The 18,666-nt window shown below is 76.8% G+C and carries 3 protein-coding genes; 2 read left to right on the top strand and 1 reads right to left on the bottom strand.

The window, feature by feature from the left end; translation table 11 throughout:
* The first annotated feature begins 222 nt into the window (after positions 1 to 222).
* Positions 223 to 447 carry a tautomerase family protein gene (locus ACZ6KF_RS09910; RefSeq protein WP_356636336.1) on the top strand — a complete coding sequence of 75 codons (225 nt, stop codon included), beginning with the start codon at positions 223 to 225 and terminating at the stop codon, positions 445 to 447.
* A 184-nt stretch (positions 448 to 631) separates the two neighbouring features.
* Here ACZ6KF_RS09910 and ACZ6KF_RS09905 read toward each other — a convergent pair whose 3' ends face one another.
* The gene (locus ACZ6KF_RS09905) at positions 632 to 1,384 is read right to left on the bottom strand and encodes a thioesterase II family protein (protein WP_469159345.1); all 753 of its coding nucleotides are present in this window, start codon (positions 1,382 to 1,384) and stop codon (positions 632 to 634) included.
* A 329-nt stretch (positions 1,385 to 1,713) separates the two neighbouring features.
* On the opposite strand from ACZ6KF_RS09905, the gene ACZ6KF_RS09900 reads away from it, so the two are divergent.
* Positions 1,714 to 18,654, top strand: coding sequence for a type I polyketide synthase (locus ACZ6KF_RS09900; RefSeq protein ID WP_469237981.1), 16,941 nt, complete (start codon positions 1,714 to 1,716; stop codon positions 18,652 to 18,654).
* Positions 18,655 to 18,666: the final 12 nt, after the last annotated feature.

Here is an 18,666-nt window from a genome sequence, read left to right as displayed (position 1 = left end):
TGCACAGCCGTGAATCTGGCACCCTCCGGAGGCGAAGGCCACGCCGCCCATGGTTCGGGTCACCGCACTGCATCGATTGCGGGGGTCTGCAACACCGCCGGAAACCGACCGCGTCCGTACCGTCGGACGGACGCCCCGGAAGGCGGACCCGACCGGGTGCGGGCCGGTCACGCGAGGGGCCCGGCGCACCCGCGGTCCCCGCCCGATCATAAGGAAGCTCTCATGCCGCACGTCACCATTCAGCACTTCCCGAAGAACCTCACCCCCGAGCAGCGGTCCCGCCTGGTGGAGCGGGTGACCGCCGCCGTCGAGGAGGCGTTCGAGGTCGAGGAGCGGGTGATCTCCATCGCTCTGGCGCCCGTTGCGCCCGAGGACTGGGACGAGCAGGTGTACCAGCCGGAAATCGCCGCCCGCCGAGAGGAGTTGGCGAAGGCGCCGGGCTACTGACCGAGCGTCCCCGGGCACGGCCGGGATATCCGGCCCCGCCCCCACGGGCGAGCGCCGCGGGCACGGCCGGGGTGCGTCACGGTGAACGCCGGGCGGCGCGGCCGGCCGCGAGCGCGGCGGCGGTCCCGCCGGCACGGCGGGCGCCGGGCCGGCTCCCCGGGGTCCGGCCCGCCCGGCCCGGTGGTCAGCGCCGCGTGAGGTGGGTGCGGATCAGGGAGACGACCGTGGCGGCGTGGGCGTTGAGATAGAAGTGGCCGCCGGGGAACTCGTGCAGGGAGAACCGGTCCGTGGTGTGATCCGACCAGGCCGCGGCCTCGTCCCGGGTGACCTCCGGGTCGTGGTCGCCGGTGAGGACGGTGATCGGGCAGGACAGCGGAGGCCCGGGGCGGTGCCGGTACGTCTCCGCCGCCTTGTAGTCGCTGCGGATCGCGGGCAGCACCATGCGCAGCAGCTCCTCGTCCTCCAGCGCCCTCGGGTCCGTGCCGCTGAGCTGCCTGATGGTGTCGATCAGGCTGTCGTCGTCGCCGAGGTGCACCCGCCCGTCACGGTGCCGTGACGGGGCCCGGCGCCCGGAGGCGAACAGCTCCACCGGGCCCGTGCCGGCCGCCTCCAGCCGCAGCGCCACCTCGTACGCCAGCGTGGCGCCCAGGCTGTGGCCGAACAGCGCCAGCGGGCGGTCGGTCCAGGGGCCGAGCGCGGTGGTCGCCCGCTCGGCGAGCTCCCCGACGTCGTCGAGGCACGGCTCGGTGCGCCGGTCCTGGCGGCCCGGGTACTGGATCGCCAGCACGTCGACCGCGGGCGACAGCGCCCGGGACACCGGGAAGTAGTAACTGGCCGAACCGCCGGCGTGCGGAAAACAGACCAGGCGCGTCCCGGCCGTGTCGGCGGGATGGAACCGCCGTACCCAACTGTCCGTCGCCGTCGACACGTTCGTCATGGCACTCATGAAAGCCGCTACAGGCGCGCGGCGACCCCGGGAGCGGCCCCAGAAGCGCGTCCCCGCACCCCTACAGGGCCCGTCCGGGGGCGTGCGGGCCGCAGCGCACACAGGGCCCGGGGGCCGTGCGAGCCCGTCCGTCCCAGGGCGTCCGGGACGTCGGGGGACGATTCCCCACCCCTATGGACGCCGTGATCCCAGGGGTGGGCCCCGGACGGGAGAACAGCCGGGTCCGTAGGGGTGCCGCCGGGTTTTTCGCCGCCCGTAGCGTGCGATTCCAGCCGTGGGCGGCTTCCCCGCAGCAGCGACGCCGAACTTGGAGTGTGCAGATGGCCCGGTCCGGAGGCTTCGACCCCGACGTCCCTGACACGCAGCGGGCACACGGAGCGGGCGCGGAGCCGGGGCCGGCGCCCTTCGTCCCGCGGCTCGCGGGACTGCCGGCCCCCGAACAGGAGCGGCTGCTGCTGGAGTTGGTGTGCGAGCACACCGTCCAGGTGGTCCGCAAGGTCCGGCCGTCGGAGCCGGCCGCGCTCACCGACCCCCGGCGCCCCTTCCGCGAGTGCGGCCTGGACTCCCTCGGCCTCGTCGAACTCCACGCCCGCCTCGGCGCCGTCACCGGGCTGGCCCTGCCCGTCACCGTCGCCTTCGACCACCCCAGCCCCGAACGGCTGGCCGCGTTCCTGCGCGCCGAACTCCTCGGGTCGGGCGCGGAGCACACGGCGGACGACGACGCGCGGCCGGACCGGGCGGCGGACGACGACGATCCCGTGGCCGTCGTCGGATTCGGCGGGCGCTACCCGGGAGGGGTCTCCTCCGCCCGGGAGCTGTGGGACGTCGTGTCCCAAGGGCGCAGCACCGTCGGCCCGTTCCCCACCGACCGCGACTGGGACCTCGACGCCCTCCTCGGGGCGGACCCGGACGCGGCCGGCGCCGTCACCACCCGCATCGGCGGCTTCCTCGACGACGTCGGCGGGTTCGACGCCGACTTTTTCGGCATCGGCCCGCGCGAGGCCCTGGCGATGGACCCCCAGCAGCGGCTCCTGCTGGAGACCGCCTGGGAGGCGCTGGAGGACTCCGGCATCGACCCCCGCTCGCTGCGCGGCAGCCGCACCGGCGTGTTCGTGGCGGCCGGCGCCACCGAGTACGGCGTACGGATGCACGAGGCGCCGCAGAACCTGGCCGGCTACCTCGTCACCGGCGGCGCGCTGAGCGTCGCCTCCGGCCGCGTCGCCTACACCCTGGGCCTGGAGGGCCCCGCGCTCACCATCGACACCGCCTGCTCCGGCTCGCTCGTGTCCCTGCACCTCGCCGCCCAGTCGCTGCGCCGCGGCGAGTGCGCGCTGGCCCTCGCCGGCGGCGTCACCGTGCTGGGCAGCCCCGGCCTGTTCATGGAGTTCGGCCGGCAGCAGGGACTGGCCCCCGACGGCGTCGTCAAGGCGTTCGCCGCGGCGGCCGACGGCACCGGCTTCGCGGAGGGCGCCGGCCTGCTGGTCCTGGAGCGGCTCTCCGACGCCCGGCGCAACGGCCACCCGGTGCTGGCGCTGCTGCGCGGCTCCGCGATCAACCAGGATGGCGCCAGCAACGGCCTCACCGCTCCCAGCGGCACCGCACAGCAGCGGGTCATCCGCCAGGCGCTGGCCGCCGCCGGGCTGACCCCCGACCAGGTCGACGCCGTCGAGGCGCACGGCACCGGCACCACCCTCGGCGACCCCGTCGAGGCCCAGGCCCTCATCGCCGCCTACGGACGCGGCCGCTCGCCCGAACGGCCGCTGTGGCTGGGCTCGGTCAAGACCAACATCGGCCACACCCAGGCCGCGGCCGGTGTGGCCGGCGTCATCAAGATGATCGGCGCCATGCGGCACGGCGTCCTGCCCAGGACGCTGCACGTGGACGCGCCCTCGCCCAACGTCGACTGGTCGTCCGGCGCCGTCCGGCTGCTGACCGAGGAAGTCCCCTGGGAGACGGACGGCCGTCCCCGCCGCGCGGGCGTCTCCGGCTTCGGCATCAGCGGCACCAACGCCCACCTCATCCTGGAGGAGCCCCCGAGCGAGGACGTCACCGCGCAGGCCGCGGCGCCCGCGGGAGCGGCGCAGTCCCCGGCCCTGCTGATGGTCTCCGGCCGCGGCGAGGCCGGTTTGCGCGCCCAGGCCGAACGGCTCGCGTCCCACCTGGAGTCAGCCGCCGGCACACCCGACCTCGCCGACCTCGCCCACGCCCTCGGCACCACCCGCGCCGCCCTCGAACACCGCGCCCTCGTCCTCGCCGACGACCACGCCGGCCTCCTCACCGCCCTGCGCGCCGTCGCCGAGGGCCGCACCGCCCCCGGCGTCCACACCGGGGAGGCCACCGCGGGCCGGCTCGCGTTCCTGTTCACCGGCCAGGGCAGCCAGCGACCGGCCATGGGACGCGAACTCCACGACCGCTTCCCGGTGTTCGCCGCCGCACTGGAGGAGGCCATCGGCCATCTCGACCTCCAGCTGGACGTGTCCCTGTGGGACGTCCTGTTCGCCGAGGAGGGCTCCGCCGACGCCTGCCTGCTCGACACGACGATGTACGCGCAGGCCGCGCTGTTCGCCGTGGAGACGGCCCTGTTCCGGCTGCTGGAGTCCTGGGGCGTGCGCCCCGACTTCCTCGCCGGCCACTCCGTCGGCGAACTGGCCGCCGCGCACGCCGCCGGGGTGCTGGGCCTCGCCGACGCGGCGACGCTGGTGGGCGCCCGCGGCCGGCTGATGCAGGAGCTGCCGGCCGACGGCGCCATGGTCGCCGTCCGGGCCACCGAGGCGGAGGTACGGCCACTGCTCGGCGACCTGGTCGACATCGCCGCCGTCAACGGCCCCGCGTCCCTGGTCGTCTCCGGCGCGACGGAGCCCGCCCTCGCACTCGCCGCGCACTTCGCCGACCGGGGCCGCAGGACCCGCAGGCTGCGCGTGAGCCACGCCTTCCACTCGCCGCTCATGGAGCCGATGCTCGCCGCCTTCCACCGCGTCGCCCGCATCCTCGACTACTCCCCGCCCCGGATCCCCGTCGTCTCGAACGTGACCGGACGCCTCGCCACCACCGAGGAACTGTGCTCCCCGGAGTACTGGGTGCGGCACGTCCGCCACGCGGTGCGGTTCGCCGACGGCGTCGACCGGCTGGCCGGGCACGGCGTGCGCACCTTCCTCGAACTGGGCCCCGACCCGGTCCTCAGCGCCATGGGCCGCGACTGCCTCGAAGACCGCGCCCCCGACGCGGTGTTCGCGCCGCTGCTGCGGACCGGCCGCCCGGAGGCGCACGAGGCGCTGTCCGCGCTCGCCACCGCCGCCGCACGCGGCGCCACCCCCGACTGGGCGGCGCTCCACCCCGGCCGCGCGGGACGCCGCGTCCCGCTGCCCACGTACGCCTTCCGGCGCCGCCGCTACTGGATCAACGCGCCGCGCCCCTCCGGCGACCCGTCCGGCCTCGGCCAGCTCGCCGCCGGCCACCCCCTGCTCGGCGCGGTGGTGGGCCTCGCCGGCTCCGACACGACCCTGCTCACCGGCAGGGTGTCCCTGGCCACGCATCCCTGGCTGGCCGACCACGTGATCTTGGGCGCCGCCCTGCTGCCCGGCACCGCGTTCGTCGAACTGGCGGTCCGCGCGGGCGACCAGACCGGCTGCCCCCGGCTGGAGGAACTGACCCTGGAGACGCCGCTGGCGCTGCCGCCGACGGGCGGCGTCGCCCTCCAGGTGGCGGTCGGCCCCGCGGACGGCTCGGGCCGCCGCACCGTCGAGTTCCACGCCCGCCCCGAGGACGACGCCCCGGCCGAGGACGCCTGGGTACGGCACGCTGCGGGCGTCCTCGCCCCCGGCGACACGCCGTCACCGGACGCGCGGGAGGCCCTCGCCGCGCTGGCCGCGCAATGGCCGCCCGCGGGCGCCGAACCCGTCGACACGAGCGGCCTGTACGACGACCTGGCGGACGAGGGCTACGGCTACGGGCCCGCCTTCCGCGGCGTGCGGGCGGTGTGGCGGCGCGGCGGGGAGGTCTTCGCCGAGGTCGCGCTCCCCGAAGGGGCGGCCGGTGCCGACGCGCCCGGCTTCGGCCTGCACCCGGCGCTGCTGGACGCGGCCCTGCACGCCTCCGACCTCGCCGGGCAGCGGTCCGGGGAGCGCGAGCCCAGGGTGCCGTTCTCCTGGAACGGGTTCACGCTGCACTCCGCGGGCGCCGCCTCCGTCCGGGTGCGCCTGGTCACCCCGGACCGCGACGTGATCTCGCTCGCCGTCGCCGACGCCACCGGCGCGCCGGTGGCGTCGGTGGACTCGCTCACGGTACGGCCCGTGCCGCGGGCGGGGACGGGGAGCGGTGCGTTGTTCCGGGTGCGGTGGCAGCCGCTCGCCGCCGCCGGGGCGGAGGGGCCGGTGGCCGCAGCGGCCGAGCCGCCCGGCCCGGGGCCGGCGGTGGCCTCGGCAGGGCCGGCGGGCCCGGCGGAACCGGAGGCCCCGGTGAGCGGGGGCCCGGACCTGGACTTCCACCGCGTCACGGAGGGGGCGGGCGCCGACGTGCCCGCCGCCGTCCGCGCGGTCGCCGGCGAGGCGCTCGCCGTGGTGCAGGCCCGGCTCGCCGACGAGCAGCAGGCCGCCTCGCGCCTCGTCGTGGTCACCCGGGGCGCGGTGGCCGTCCGGGAGGGCGAGCGGGCCGATCCGGTCCAGGCGCCGGTGTGGGGCCTCGTACGGTCGGCGCAGGCCGAGCACCCGGGCCGCCTCCTGCTGCTGGACCTCGACGGGACCGCAGCGTCGGACGCCGCGCTCGCCTCCGCGACCGCCACGGCCCTCGCCGCGGGCGAGACCGAACTCGCCCTGCGCGACGGGGAGATCCACGTGCCCCGGCTGGCGCCGGCCCCGCGTGCCCGGCAGGAGCCGGCCTCGCCGTGGAACCCCGACGGAACCGTGCTGATCACCGGCGGCACCGGAGGCCTCGGCGCCGGCCTGGCCCGCCACCTGGTCGCCGAACACGGCGTACGGCACCTCCTGCTGGCCGGCCGACGGGGCGCCAACGCCCCCGGCGCACCCGAACTCGTCGCGGAACTCGCCGACCTGGGCGCGCGGGCGACGGTGACGGCCTGCGACGTCGCCGACCGCGCCCAGCTCGCGGCCCTGCTCGCCGCGGTCCCCGCCGCGCACCCGCTCACCGCCGTGGTGCACGCCGCCGGGGTGATCGACGACGGCCTGGTGGGCTCGCTGACCCCGGACCGCCTGGACCGGGTCATGCGGCCCAAGGTGGACGCGGCATGGGCCCTGCACGAACTCACCCTGGACCAGGACCTGTCCGCGTTCGTCCTGTACTCCTCGGCCGCGACCCTCCTCGACGGCGCGGGCCAGGCCAACTACGCGGCGGCCAACGCGTTCCTGGACGCGCTCGCCACCCAGCGCGCCGCCGACGGCCGGCCGGTGACCTCGCTGGCCTGGGGCCTGTGGGCCGGGGGCGGCGGCATGGGGGAGCGGCTGGACGACACCGCCCTGCAGCGCATCCGACGCCTGGGCCTGGTGCCGCTGACCTTCAAGGAGAACCTGCGGCTGCTCGACGAGGCGCTGGCCGGCGACGAGCCGGCGGTGCTGCCCCTGCGGGTCGACCGCCGGGCTCTGCTCGGCCGTCCCGACGGAGTGCCCGCCCTCCTGCGGGACCTGGCGGGCGGGCCCGCGCGGCGCACGGCGGCGACCGGCCGCGCGCGGGCCGGCGCGGGACCGGACGCGGCGCCGATGACGCGGCGGCTGGCCGCGCTCGACGAGGCACAGCGGTCCGAGGTCCTGCTGAACCTGGTCCGCGCCGAGGCCGCCGCGGTCCTCGGCCACGACGGCGCCGAACGGGTCGGCCCCGCCCGGGCGTTCAGCGACATCGGCTTCGACTCACTGGCCGCCGTCGAACTGCGCAACCGGCTCTCCGCCGCCACCGGGCTGCGCCTGAGCGCCACCCTCACCTTCGACTACCCGACCTCGACCGCGCTCGCGGGCCACCTGGCGGACAAGCTGTTCGCCGGAGCCGCCCCCGCCCCGGCCGACGAGACCGCCGCTTCCGCGACGGCCCTGCGGCCGGCCGACGACGACCCCATCGCCATCGTCGGCATGGCCTGCCGCTACCCCGGGGACGTCGCCTCACCGGAGGACCTGTGGCGGCTGGTGACCGAGGGCGCCGACGTCATCTCCGGGTTCCCCACCGACCGCGGCTGGGCCGACGACCTGTACGACCCGGAACCCGGCAAACCCGGACGCACCTACTCCACCGACGGCGGATTCCTCCACGACGCCGCACAGTTCGACCCCGGCTTCTTCGGCATCAGCCCCCGCGAGGCCCACGCCATGGACCCGCAGCAGCGCCTGCTGCTGGAGGTCGCCTGGGAGACGCTGGAGCGGGCCGGGATCGACCCGGCCTCGCTGCGGGGCAGCCGTACCGGAGTCTTCGCCGGGGTCATGTACCACGACTGGGGGCTGCGGCTGGGCCCCCTGCCCGAGGACCTCGCCGCTTACCACGGCAGCGGCAGCCTGGCCGGCATGGCCTCCGGCCGCATTGCCTACACGCTCGGCCTGGAGGGCCCCGCGATCACCGTCGACACCGCCTGCTCGTCGTCCCTGGTGGCGATGCACTGGGCGAGCCAGGCCCTGCGCCGCGGCGAGTGCACGCTCGCACTGGCGGGCGGCGCGACGGTGATGTCCACGCCGGACACCTTCCTCGACATGAGCAGGCAGCGGGGTCTGGCCGCCGACGGCCGCTGCAAGTCCTTCGGGGCGGGCGCGGACGGCACCGGCTGGAGCGAGGGCGTCGGTCTCGTGCTGCTGGAGCGGCTGTCCGACGCCCGGCGCAACGGGCACCGGGTACTGGCGGTACTGCGCGGCTCCGCCGTCAACTCCGACGGCGCGTCCAACGGGCTGACCGCCCCCAACGGCCCCGCACAGCAGCGCGTCATCCGCCGGGCGCTGGCCGACGCGGGGCTCACCCCGGCGGACGTCGACGCGGTCGAGGGCCACGGCACCGGCACCCGGCTCGGCGACCCCATCGAGGCGCAGGCCCTGCTGGAGACCTACGGCCAGGAACGCCCCGCCGACGGCGAACCGCTGCTGCTGGGCTCGGTCAAGTCCAACATGGGCCACACCCAGGCGGCCTCGGGCACGGCCGGCGTGATCAAGATGGTGCAGGCCATGCGGCACGGCCTGCTGCCCGCCACCCTGCACGCCGAGCAGCCCTCCGACCAGGTGGACTGGTCCGCCGGCGCGGTACGGCTGCTCACCGGGGCGACGCCCTGGCCGGACCGCGGGCGTCCGCGCCGCGCCGGCGTCTCCTCCTTCGGCATCAGCGGCACCAACGCCCACGTGATCATCGAACAGGCGCCGGCCGAGACCCCGCACCGTCCTCGCCCGCAGGAGCCCGCCGACAGGGCCCTGCCCTGGGTGCTGTCCGCCCGGACCCCGCAGGCGCTGCGGGCCCAGGCCGCCCGGCTCGCCGCCTTCGCCCGCACCCTGCGCGACGACCAGGTCGCCGACGCCGCCCGCGCGCTGGCCACCACCCGGACCGCCATGGAGCACCGCGCGGTCGTCGTCGCCGCCGACCGAGACGAGTTCGCCCGCGCCCTCGACGGCCCGCTCCCCGCGGGGCAGGTCCGCGACGGCAGGACCGCCTTCCTGTTCACCGGGCAGGGCGCCCAGCGCCTCGGCATGGGCCGCGCCCTGCACGCCGCCTTCCCGCACTTCGCGGACGCCTTCGACGCCGTGGCCGCGGAAGTGGACGCGCACCTGGACCGGCCGCTGCGCGAGGTGATGTGGGGCACGGACCCGGCCGCCCTCGACCGCACCGAGTACGCCCAGCCCGCCCTGTTCGCGCTGGAGGTCGCCCTGTTCCGGCTGGCGGAGTCCTGGGGCCTGCGCCCCGACGTGCTCGTCGGCCACTCCGTCGGGGAGATCGCCGCCGCCCACGTCGCCGGGGTGCTGTCCCTGCCCGACGCCGCCCGGCTGGTCGCCGCGCGCGGCCTGCTGATGCGGGAACTGCCCGCCGGCGGCGCCATGGTCGCCGTACGCGCGAGCGAGGACGAGGTGCTGCCGCTGCTGTCCGGCCGGGTCGGCCTCGCCGCCGTCAACGGGCCCCGGTCCGTCGTCCTGTCCGGCGCCGAGGACGCCGTCGCCGAGGCGGCGGACCGGCTGGCGGCGCGGGGACGCACGACCACCCGGCTCACCGTCTCGCACGCCTTCCACTCCCCGCTGATGGAACCGATGCTCGCCGCGTTCCGCGCCGTCGCCGAGCAACTGACCTACGCACCCCCGCGCCTGCCGATCGTCTCCACGGTGACCGGCGCCCCGGCCGAGGACGGCGACCTCGTCACCCCGGAGTACTGGGTGCGGCATGTCCGCGCGACGGTCCGCTTCGCCGACGCGCTGCGGGCCGCCGAGCGCGCCGGGGCCGTCGCCTTCGCCGAGATCGGCCCCGACGCCGTGCTCACCGCGCTCGCCCGGGAGTGCCTCGACACCGGCCGGGCCGGCGTGTGCGTGCCGCTGCTGCGCCGCGACCGCGACGAGGAGCGCGAGGTCCTCGCCGGCGCCGGCGCCCTGTGGGCCAAAGGCGCGTCCGTGGCCTGGGACGCGGTCCTCGGCGACCGCGGGCACGGCCACGTCGACCTGCCGACGTACGCCTTCCAGCGGCAGCGCTACTGGCTGCGCGCGGCGGCCGGAGCGGGCGACGTCGGCTCCGCGGGACTGGACCCCGTCGACCACCCGATCCTCGGCGCCGCCGCCCTTTCCCCGGAGAACGGCAGCGTCGTGCTGACCGGCCGCCTCTCCCCGACCGGCCAGCCCTGGACCGCCGACCACGCCGTCCTCGGCTCCGTCCTGCTGCCCGGCACCGCCTTCGTCGAGCTGGCCGTGCGCGCCGGCGACGAGACCGGCTGCGACCGGCTCGAGGAACTCACCCTGGAAGCGCCGCTGGTCCTGCCCGAACGGGGCGGCGTCGCGCTGCGCGTCGTGGCCGGCCCCCCGGACGGGACCGGCCGCCGCACTCTGCACATCCACTCCCGCCGCGACGGCGCCCCGGCCGACGCCTGGACCCGCCACGCAGCCGGTTTCCTCACCCCCCGAACCGCCGCCGCACCCGAAACCCCCGCCCCGACCGCGGACCTCACCCGGTGGCCCCCCGCCGGGGCAACCCCCGTCGACCTGACCGACGCCTACGACCGGCTGCGCGAACGCGGCTACCACTACGGTCCCGCCTTCCGGGGCATGCGGGCCGCCTGGCGACGCGGCGACGAACTCTTCGCCGAGGTCGCCCTCCCCGACGACCCGGCGGCCGGCGCCGTACGCGGCGAGGCCGCCCGCTACGGCCTGCACCCGGCGCTGCTCGACACCGCCATGCACGCCGACGTCCTGGTCGACCGGGACGAGGGCGGCTCGGGGGCGCTGCTGCCGTTCGCCTGGAGCGGCGTCACACTGCACTCCACCGGCGCCGCCGCCCTGCGGGTGTGGGTGCGCAGGATCCGGGGCGCCGAGGAGTCGGCGATGATCGTCGCCGACGAGACCGGACAGCCGGTCATGACCGTGGAGTCGCTGATCTCCCGACCGGTCTCCGCACGCCGGCTCGACGCGGCCCGCGGCACGGTCGCCGACGCGCTGCTCCACGTCGAGTGGACCCCGCTCGCCCCCGCACCCGCCGCACGCGGACGCCACGCCTTCCTGGACGCCGACCACGCCGGTACGGCGGCCCCGGCGGACGCCCTCGCGGCGCTCGCCGACGGCACGGACCCGCTGCCCGATGTCGTCCTCGCACTGTGCCCCCGGCCCGCCGCGCCCGACACTCCCGGCGCGGTGCGGCAGACGACCGCCCACGTCCTGGCGCTCGTGCAGGCGTGGCTCGCGGACGAGCGGCTCGCCACCACCGTGCTGGCCGTCGTCACCCAGGGCGCGGTCGCGGCCGTCGGCGACGCCGACCTCACCGACCTCGCCCAGGCGCCCGTATGGGGACTGGTCCGCGCTGCCCAGGCCGAGAACCCCGGTCGGCTCCTCCTGATCGACACCGACGGCACGGAGGAGTCCCGGCGCCGGCTGCCCGCCGCCGCACTGCTCGGCGAACCCGAACTCGCCGTCCGTGCGGGCCGGTTCCTGGTCCCCGGGCTCGCCCGGACCGCCGTACCCGACGCCGGCGCCCCCTGGGACGCCGACGGCACCGTCCTGATCACCGGCGGCACCAGCGGTCTCGGCGCGCTCACCGCCCGCCACCTCGTCACCGAGCACGGCGTGCGCAGCCTGCTGCTGACCAGCAGACGCGGCATGGACGCCCCCGCCGCCCGGGAGCTGACCGCCGAACTGCGCGACCTCGGCGCCCACGTCACGGTGGCCGCCTGCGACGCCGCCGACCGCGACGCACTGGCCGCCGCCCTGGGCGCCGTCCCCGCCGACCGGCCGCTGACCGGTGTCGTGCACGCCGCCGGCGTCGTGGACCCCGGCCTGATCGGCGACCTGACGCCCGAGCGGCTGGACACCGTCCTGCGCCCCAAACTCGATGCCGCCTGGCACCTGCACGAGCTGACGAAGGAACAGAGCCTCACCGCGTTCGTCCTGTTCTCCTCCGCCGGCGGCCTCGTCATGCCGGCCGGACAGGCCAACTACGCCGCCGCCAACGTCTTCCTCGACGCCCTCGCCCACCATCGCAGGGCCGCCGGACTGCCCGCCACCGCCCTCGCCTTCGGCCTGTGGGCCGTCGCCACCGGCCTCGGCGGCGACCTCACCGACGCCGACCTCGACCGCACCGCCCGCCTCGGCCTGCCCGCCCTGCCCGCCACCGAGGGCCTCGCCCTCCTCGACGCCGCCCTGCGCACCCCCCACGCCCAGCTCGCCCCGCTCAAGACCGACCCCGCCGCCCTCCGCGCACGCGGCGACGACACCCCGCCCCTGCTGCGGGCCCTCGCCGCCCGCACCACCGCCCGCCGCACCGCGCGTACCACTGCCGCCCCCGCGACCGGCGACCTCGCCCGCGGCCTCGCCGCACTGACCCCGGCCGCGCGGGAACGCGCCCTCCTCGACCTGGTCGCGACCCACGTCGCCACCGTCCTCGGCCACACCGGCGCCGCGGCCGTCGGCCCCGACCGCGCCTTCAAGGAACTCGGCTTCGACTCCCTCGCCGCCGTCGAACTGCGCAACGCCCTCACCACCGCCACCGGCCTGCGACTCCCGGCGACCCTGGTCTTCGACCACCCCACCACCCGCTCCGTCGCCGCCCTCCTCGCCGACCGGCTCCGCACGGACCCGGAACCGGAAGCCGCGCCGGGGCCGGAACCGGCCGCCGTCGCCGTCCCGGACGACGAACCCGTGGCGATCATCGGCATCGCCTGCCGCTTCCCCGGCGGCGTCCGCGGCCCCGAGGACCTGTGGGACCTCGTCGCCGACGGCCGCGACGCCGTGGCCGGCTTCCCCGCCGACCGCGGCTGGGACACCGAGGGCGTCTACGACCCCGAGCCCGGACTGCCCGGCCGCACCTACACCCGCGCGGGCGGATTCCTCTACGACGCCGCCGACTTCGACCCCGACTTCTTCGGCATCTCACCGCGCGAGGCGGTGGCCATGGACCCGCAGCAGCGCCTGCTGCTGGAGGCGTCCTGGGAGGCCTTCGAACGCGCCGGCATCGACCCGGCGAGCATGCGCGGCACCCAGACCGGCGTCTACGCCGGCGTCATGTACCACGACTACGGCACCCGTCTGCAGGAGATCCCCGACGACGTCGCCGGCTACCTCGGCAACGGCACCGCGGCCAGCGTCCTCACCGGCCGCGTCGCCTACACCCTCGGCCTCGAAGGCCCCGCCGTGAGCGTCGACACCGCCTGCTCCTCCTCCCTGGTCGCCCTCCACATGGCCTGCCAGGCCATCCGGCGCGGCGAGGTCGGCATGGCCCTGGCCGGCGGCGTGACCGTGATGTCCACTCCGGAGATCTTCATCGAGTTCAGCCAGCAGCGCGGCCTGTCCGCCGACGGCCGCTGCAAGGCCTTCTCCGCCGCGGCCGACGGCACCGGATGGTCCGAGGGCCTCGGCGTCCTCCTCCTCGAACGGCTGTCCGACGCCCGGCGCAACGGGCACGAGGTGCTCGCCGTCGTCCGCGGCTCCGCCGTCAACCAGGACGGCGCCAGCAACGGGCTCACCGCGCCCAACGGCCCCTCGCAGCAGCGGGTCATCCAACGCGCCCTCGCCGCCGCCGGGCTCGCCGCCGCCGACGTCGACCTGATCGAGGGCCACGGCACCGGCACCCGGCTCGGCGACCCCATCGAGGCACAGGCCCTGCTCGCCACCTACGGCCAGGACCGCCCGCAGGACGACCCGGTGTGGCTGGGCTCCATCAAGTCGAACATCGGCCACGCCCAGGCCGCCGCCGGCGTCAGCGGCGTCATCAAGACGGTCATGGCCATCCGCAACGGGATCATGCCGCGCACCCTGCACGTCGACGCCCCCTCGCCCGAGGTCGACTGGACGGCCGGCGACGTACGACTGCTCACCGAGGCCCGCCCCTGGCCCGCCCGCACCCGCCCCCGCCGCGCCGCCGTCTCCTCCTTCGGCCTCAGCGGCACCAACGCCCACGTCATCGTGGAACAGGCCCCCGAAACGCCTGACGCACCCAACACGCGTGACGCACCCAACACACCTGACGGAGCTGACGGAGCCGTCGCACCTGTCGCACCTGTCGCGCCCGACACGCCCGACACGCCCGTCGCGCCCGTCGCGCCCGACACGCCCCTCGCGACCGTCGTGAGGGGAACGCCGGCCGCCGGCCCCGCACCGTCCGTGTCCGTACGGACGACGCCGCCGCGTGCCGTACCCCTGCTGCTGTCCGCCGCGGCCGAGGCCGCCCTGCCCGCCCAGGCGGAGCGCCTGCGCGCCCACCTCGCCGACCGCCCCGACCTGGACCTGCCCGACGTCGCCCGCTCCCTGGCGACCACTCGCACGGCACTGGACCACCGGGCCGCCGTCCTCGCCGCCGACCGCGACACCGCCCTGCACGCCCTCACCGCGCTGGCCGCCGGCGCACCGCACCCGGCCGTCCTGCGCGGCGCCCTCCACCCGGGCGGACGGACCGCGTACCTCTTCTCCGGCCAGGGCGCCCAGCGACCCGGCATGGCCCGCCGGCTCCACGAGACGTACCCCGTGTTCGCCGACGCCCTCGACGAGGTCTGCGCCCACCTCGACCCCAGGCTGGACCGCCCGCTGCGCGAGCTGATGTCCGCCCGGCCGGACTCGCCAGAGGCAGCCCTGCTGAACGAGACGCAGTACACCCAAAGCGCCCTGTTCGCCTTCGAAGTGGCCCTGTTCCGGCTCCTCGAGTCCTTCGGCGCGCGACCGGACGCCGTCATGGGCCACTCCGTCGGCGAACTGGCCGCCGCTCACGTCGCCGGCGTCCTGTCCCTGCCCGACGCCGCCGAACTCGTCGCCGTACGCGGCCGGTTGATGCAGGCCCTTCCCGCCGGCGGCGCCATGACCGCCGTCGAGGCCACCGAGGACGAGGTGCAGCCGCTGCTCACCGCGCGGACGGGCATCGCCGCCGTCAACGGACCGCGCGCGGTCGTCGTCTCCGGTCCTGCCGAGGAGGTGCGGGACATCGCCGGCACCCTGCGCGACCGGGGCCGCAGGACCAGCGAACTGCGCGTGTCGCACGCCTTCCACTCTCCCCTGATGGAGCCGATGCTCGCCGACTTCCGCAAGGTCGCCGAGAGCCTCGCCTACGTCGAACCGCGGCTCACGGTGGTCACCAACCTCACCGGCACGGTCGCCGCCCCGGGCCAACTGACGTCCCCGGACCACTGGGTCCGCCACGTCCGCGAGGCGGTGCGCTTCGCCGACGGCGTGCGCCGGCTGCGCGACGAGGGCGTCACGCGGTTCGTGGAGGTCGGCCCCGACAGCGTCCTCGCCGCGCTGACCGAGGCGACCCTGGACGCGTACGGCGGCGCGGACGGCGGTCGTCACAACGCGGGGGACGGGGGCGGGGACGGCCCTGTCGTGGTCGCCGTCCAGCGCCGGGACCGGGACGAGACCGAGACGCTCGCGACCGCGCTGGCCCGGCTGCACCTGTCGGGCGCGCGCCCGGACTGGGACGCGTACTTCGCCCCGCACGGCGCACGCCGCGTCCCCCTCCCCACGTACGCCTTCCAGCGCCGCAGGTACTGGCTCGACGCGCCCGCCGCCGCCCGCGACGCCGCCGGCCTCGGCCAGGTCGCCGCCGGGCACCCGCTGCTGAGCGCGGTGGTGGAGTCGCCCGAGACCGGCGCGCCCGTCCTGACCGGCCGTCTCGCCCTGGACACCCACCCCTGGCTGGCCGACCACGCAGTCCTCGGCGCCACCCTGCTGCCCGGCACGGCCTTCGTCGAGATGGCGCTGCGCGCCGGCCGCGAGACGGGCTGCACGCTGCTCGAGGAGCTGACCCAGGAAGCCCCGCTGGTGCTGCCCGACCGCGGCGGAGTCGCCGTACAGGTCGTCGTCGGCCCCGAGGGCGGAATCCCGGACGGCGGCGGCGACGGCGCGCGCACGCCCGGCAGGCGCGGCGTCGCCGTCTACTCCCGCCCCGACCACGCGCCCGGCGACCGGCCGTGGACCCGCCACGTCCGCGGCGTCCTCGCCCCCGCCGCCCCGGGCGGCGACGCGGACGCCTCGGCATGGCCCCCGGCCAACGCCCGCCCCGTGGACGTCGCCGACCTGTACGCCGACCTCGCCCGCCTGGGTTACGGCTACGGCCCCGTCTTCCAGGGACTCAGGGCCGCCTGGCGGCGCGACGGCGAACTGTTCGCCGAGATCGCCCTGCCCGAGAGCAACCACGCCGAGGCAGCCTCCTTCGGCCTCCACCCCGCCCTCCTGGACGCGGCCCTGCACGTGGAGCGCGTCCTCGACGAGGGCCGGGCCGAGGCCGACCGCACCGCACTGCCGTTCGCCTGGACCGGAGTGCGCCTGCACACCACCGGCGCGGCGACCCTGCGCGTACGGCTCACCAAGCCGGGCCCGGACGCGGTGGCGCTGCGCATCACCGACCCGACCGGCGCCCCCGTCGCCACGGTCGACGCGCTGGTCGTGCGGGAGGTCACGGCCGACCAGCTGGCGGCGGCCGGTGCGCCGTCGCACGAGGCGCTGTTCCGCGTCCACTGGGAGGAGCGGGCCGAGGGGGGCGAGCGGGCCGAGGGGGGCGCGACCTCGGAGCCGACACCGCCGCGGGAGGGCCTCGCCGTCGTCGGTCCGGTGCCGGCCGGCCTGGCCGAGAGCGGTTCCTGCCCGTCGTACGCCTCGCTCGCCGCCCTGCGAACGGCCCTGGACGCGGGCGCGTCGCTGCCGCACATCGTGCTGTTCAACGGCGTCGAGGACGCCCTGGGTGCGGAAGGCGGCGCCTCCGTACCGGACCGGGTGCGTGCGGCGACGCAGGAACTGCTCGCCGTGCTCGGCGACTGGCTGGCCGACGCACGCCTCACGGCGGTCCGGCTGGTGGTCCTCACCCGGAACGCGGTGGTCGTGGAGCGCCCGGGCGACTCCGTCGACCTCGCGCAGGCGCCCTTGTGGGGGGTGGTGCGGGCCGCGCAGGCGGAGCATCCGGGGCGGTTCGCGGTGATCGACCTCGACGCCGCCCCCGCGTCGGCCCGGGCACTGCGGGGCGCGCTTGCCTCGTCGGAACCCGAACTCGCCGTCCGGCGTGGAGTCGTACGGGTGCCACGGCTGCGGCCGGTGCCCGGCACGGGCGCACAGGCAGAGGCCGGGGCGCGGCCGGCGGTCGGGGCGGGCTCCGCGGCCGGCGCACGGTCTGTGGCCGGGACACAGTCGGCGGCCGGGCCGCAGCCCGCCGCCGGGACCGACGCCCGGTTCGGTGACGGCACGGTGCTGATCACGGGAGGAACCGGGCTGCTCGGCGCGCTCACCGCCCGGCACCTGGTCACCGACCACGGAGTACGGCACCTGGTGCTCGCCGGCCGTCGGGGCGCGGACGCCCCCGGAGCGAAGGAACTGGCCGCCGAACTGACCGAGTTGGGAGCACGGGTTCGTCTCGCGGCGGTCGACGCCGCCGACCGCGAGGCGCTGGCCGGCCTGCTGGCGTCGGTCCCCGCCGCCCACCCGCTCACCGGCGTCGTGCACGCCGCCGGGGTGATGGACAACGGCCTCGTCGGCTCGCTGACCCCCGAGCAAGTGGCCCGCGTCCTGCGGCCGAAGGCGGACGCCGCCTGGCATCTGCACGAGTTGACCAAAGACCTCGACCTGAGCGCGTTCGTCCTGTACTCGTCGGCCGGCGGGATGATCCTCGCCGCGGGGCAGGCCAACTACGCCGCCGCCAACGTCTTCCTCGACGCCCTGGCCGAACACCGGGCCGCCCAGGGCCTCCCGGCCCACTCCTTGGCCTGGGGCCTGTGGGAAGGCACCGTCGACGCGGGCGAGGAACTCGGCACGACCGACCTCGAACGCGTCAACCGCTCCGGCGTCGCCGAACTGTCCGCGGCAGAGGGCGTCGCCCTGCTCGACGACGCCCTGCGCACGCACCACCCCGTCCTGGCCCCGATCCGCCTGGACCGCGCAGCCCTCGCCCGCCGCGCCGACGAACTCCCCTTTCTGCTACGGGGATTGGCGCGCACGGTAGCCGCAGCGGGATCGGCACGGGAGGGTGCGCGCGCAGGCGACGGGCAAGCCGGTACGCCCACCCTGGAACGCACCCTCGCCGACCTCGGCGAGAGCGACCGCGACCGCTACCTCCTCCAGTTCGTCCAGGGCCACGCCGCCGCCGTCCTCGGCCACGGCGACCCCGCAGCGATCCCCCCGACGCGGGGCTTCACCGAACTGGGCCTCGACTCGCTGGGCGCGATCGAGCTGCGCAACCGGCTCCAGTCCGCGACCGGCCTGCGGCTCCCGGCGACGCTGATGTTCGACCACCCCAACTCCGAGGCGCTGGCCCGGCACCTGCGCACGGAACTCCTGCCGGCACAGGACGGGGACGCGGACGGGGACGCGGACGCGGATGCGGTCCGAACGGAGGGCGGGGGAAAGGCCGCGGGGCGGGACGAGGGATCGATCCGCCGCACGCTGGCATCCATCCCCATCGCCCGGCTCCGCGAGGCCGGACTGCTCGACACCCTCCTCGGCCTCGCCACCGCCCAGCAGGCGAACGGCGATCCGGGCGGCGCGCCCGCGACCGCCGCCGGGAGCAGCGCGGACACCGACGCGGGGAGCACCGCCGGCGACGGCGCCGGCGACAGCTCCGAGGACCGCAGCGAAGCCATCAAGAACATGGACATCGACGACCTGGTACGCGCGGCCATGGCGGCCGGCGACTCCGACTGACGGGAGGGCGAC

The organism is Streptomyces sp. NPDC046379 (assembly GCF_055587785.1).
The sequence above is the reverse complement of the archived record's forward strand: the minus strand, read 5'-3'. Positions and strand labels throughout refer to the sequence as shown.

Coding starts and splice junctions, on each gene's coding strand:
- ACZ6KF_RS09900 (WP_469237981.1), top strand. CDS start 1,714: ATGGCCCGGTCCGGAGGCTTCGACCCCGACGTCCCTGACACGCAGCGG.
- ACZ6KF_RS09910 (WP_356636336.1), top strand. CDS start 223: ATGCCGCACGTCACCATTCAGCACTTCCCGAAGAACCTCACCCCCGAG.
- ACZ6KF_RS09905 (WP_469159345.1), bottom strand. CDS start 1,384: ATGACGAACGTGTCGACGGCGACGGACAGTTGGGTACGGCGGTTCCAT.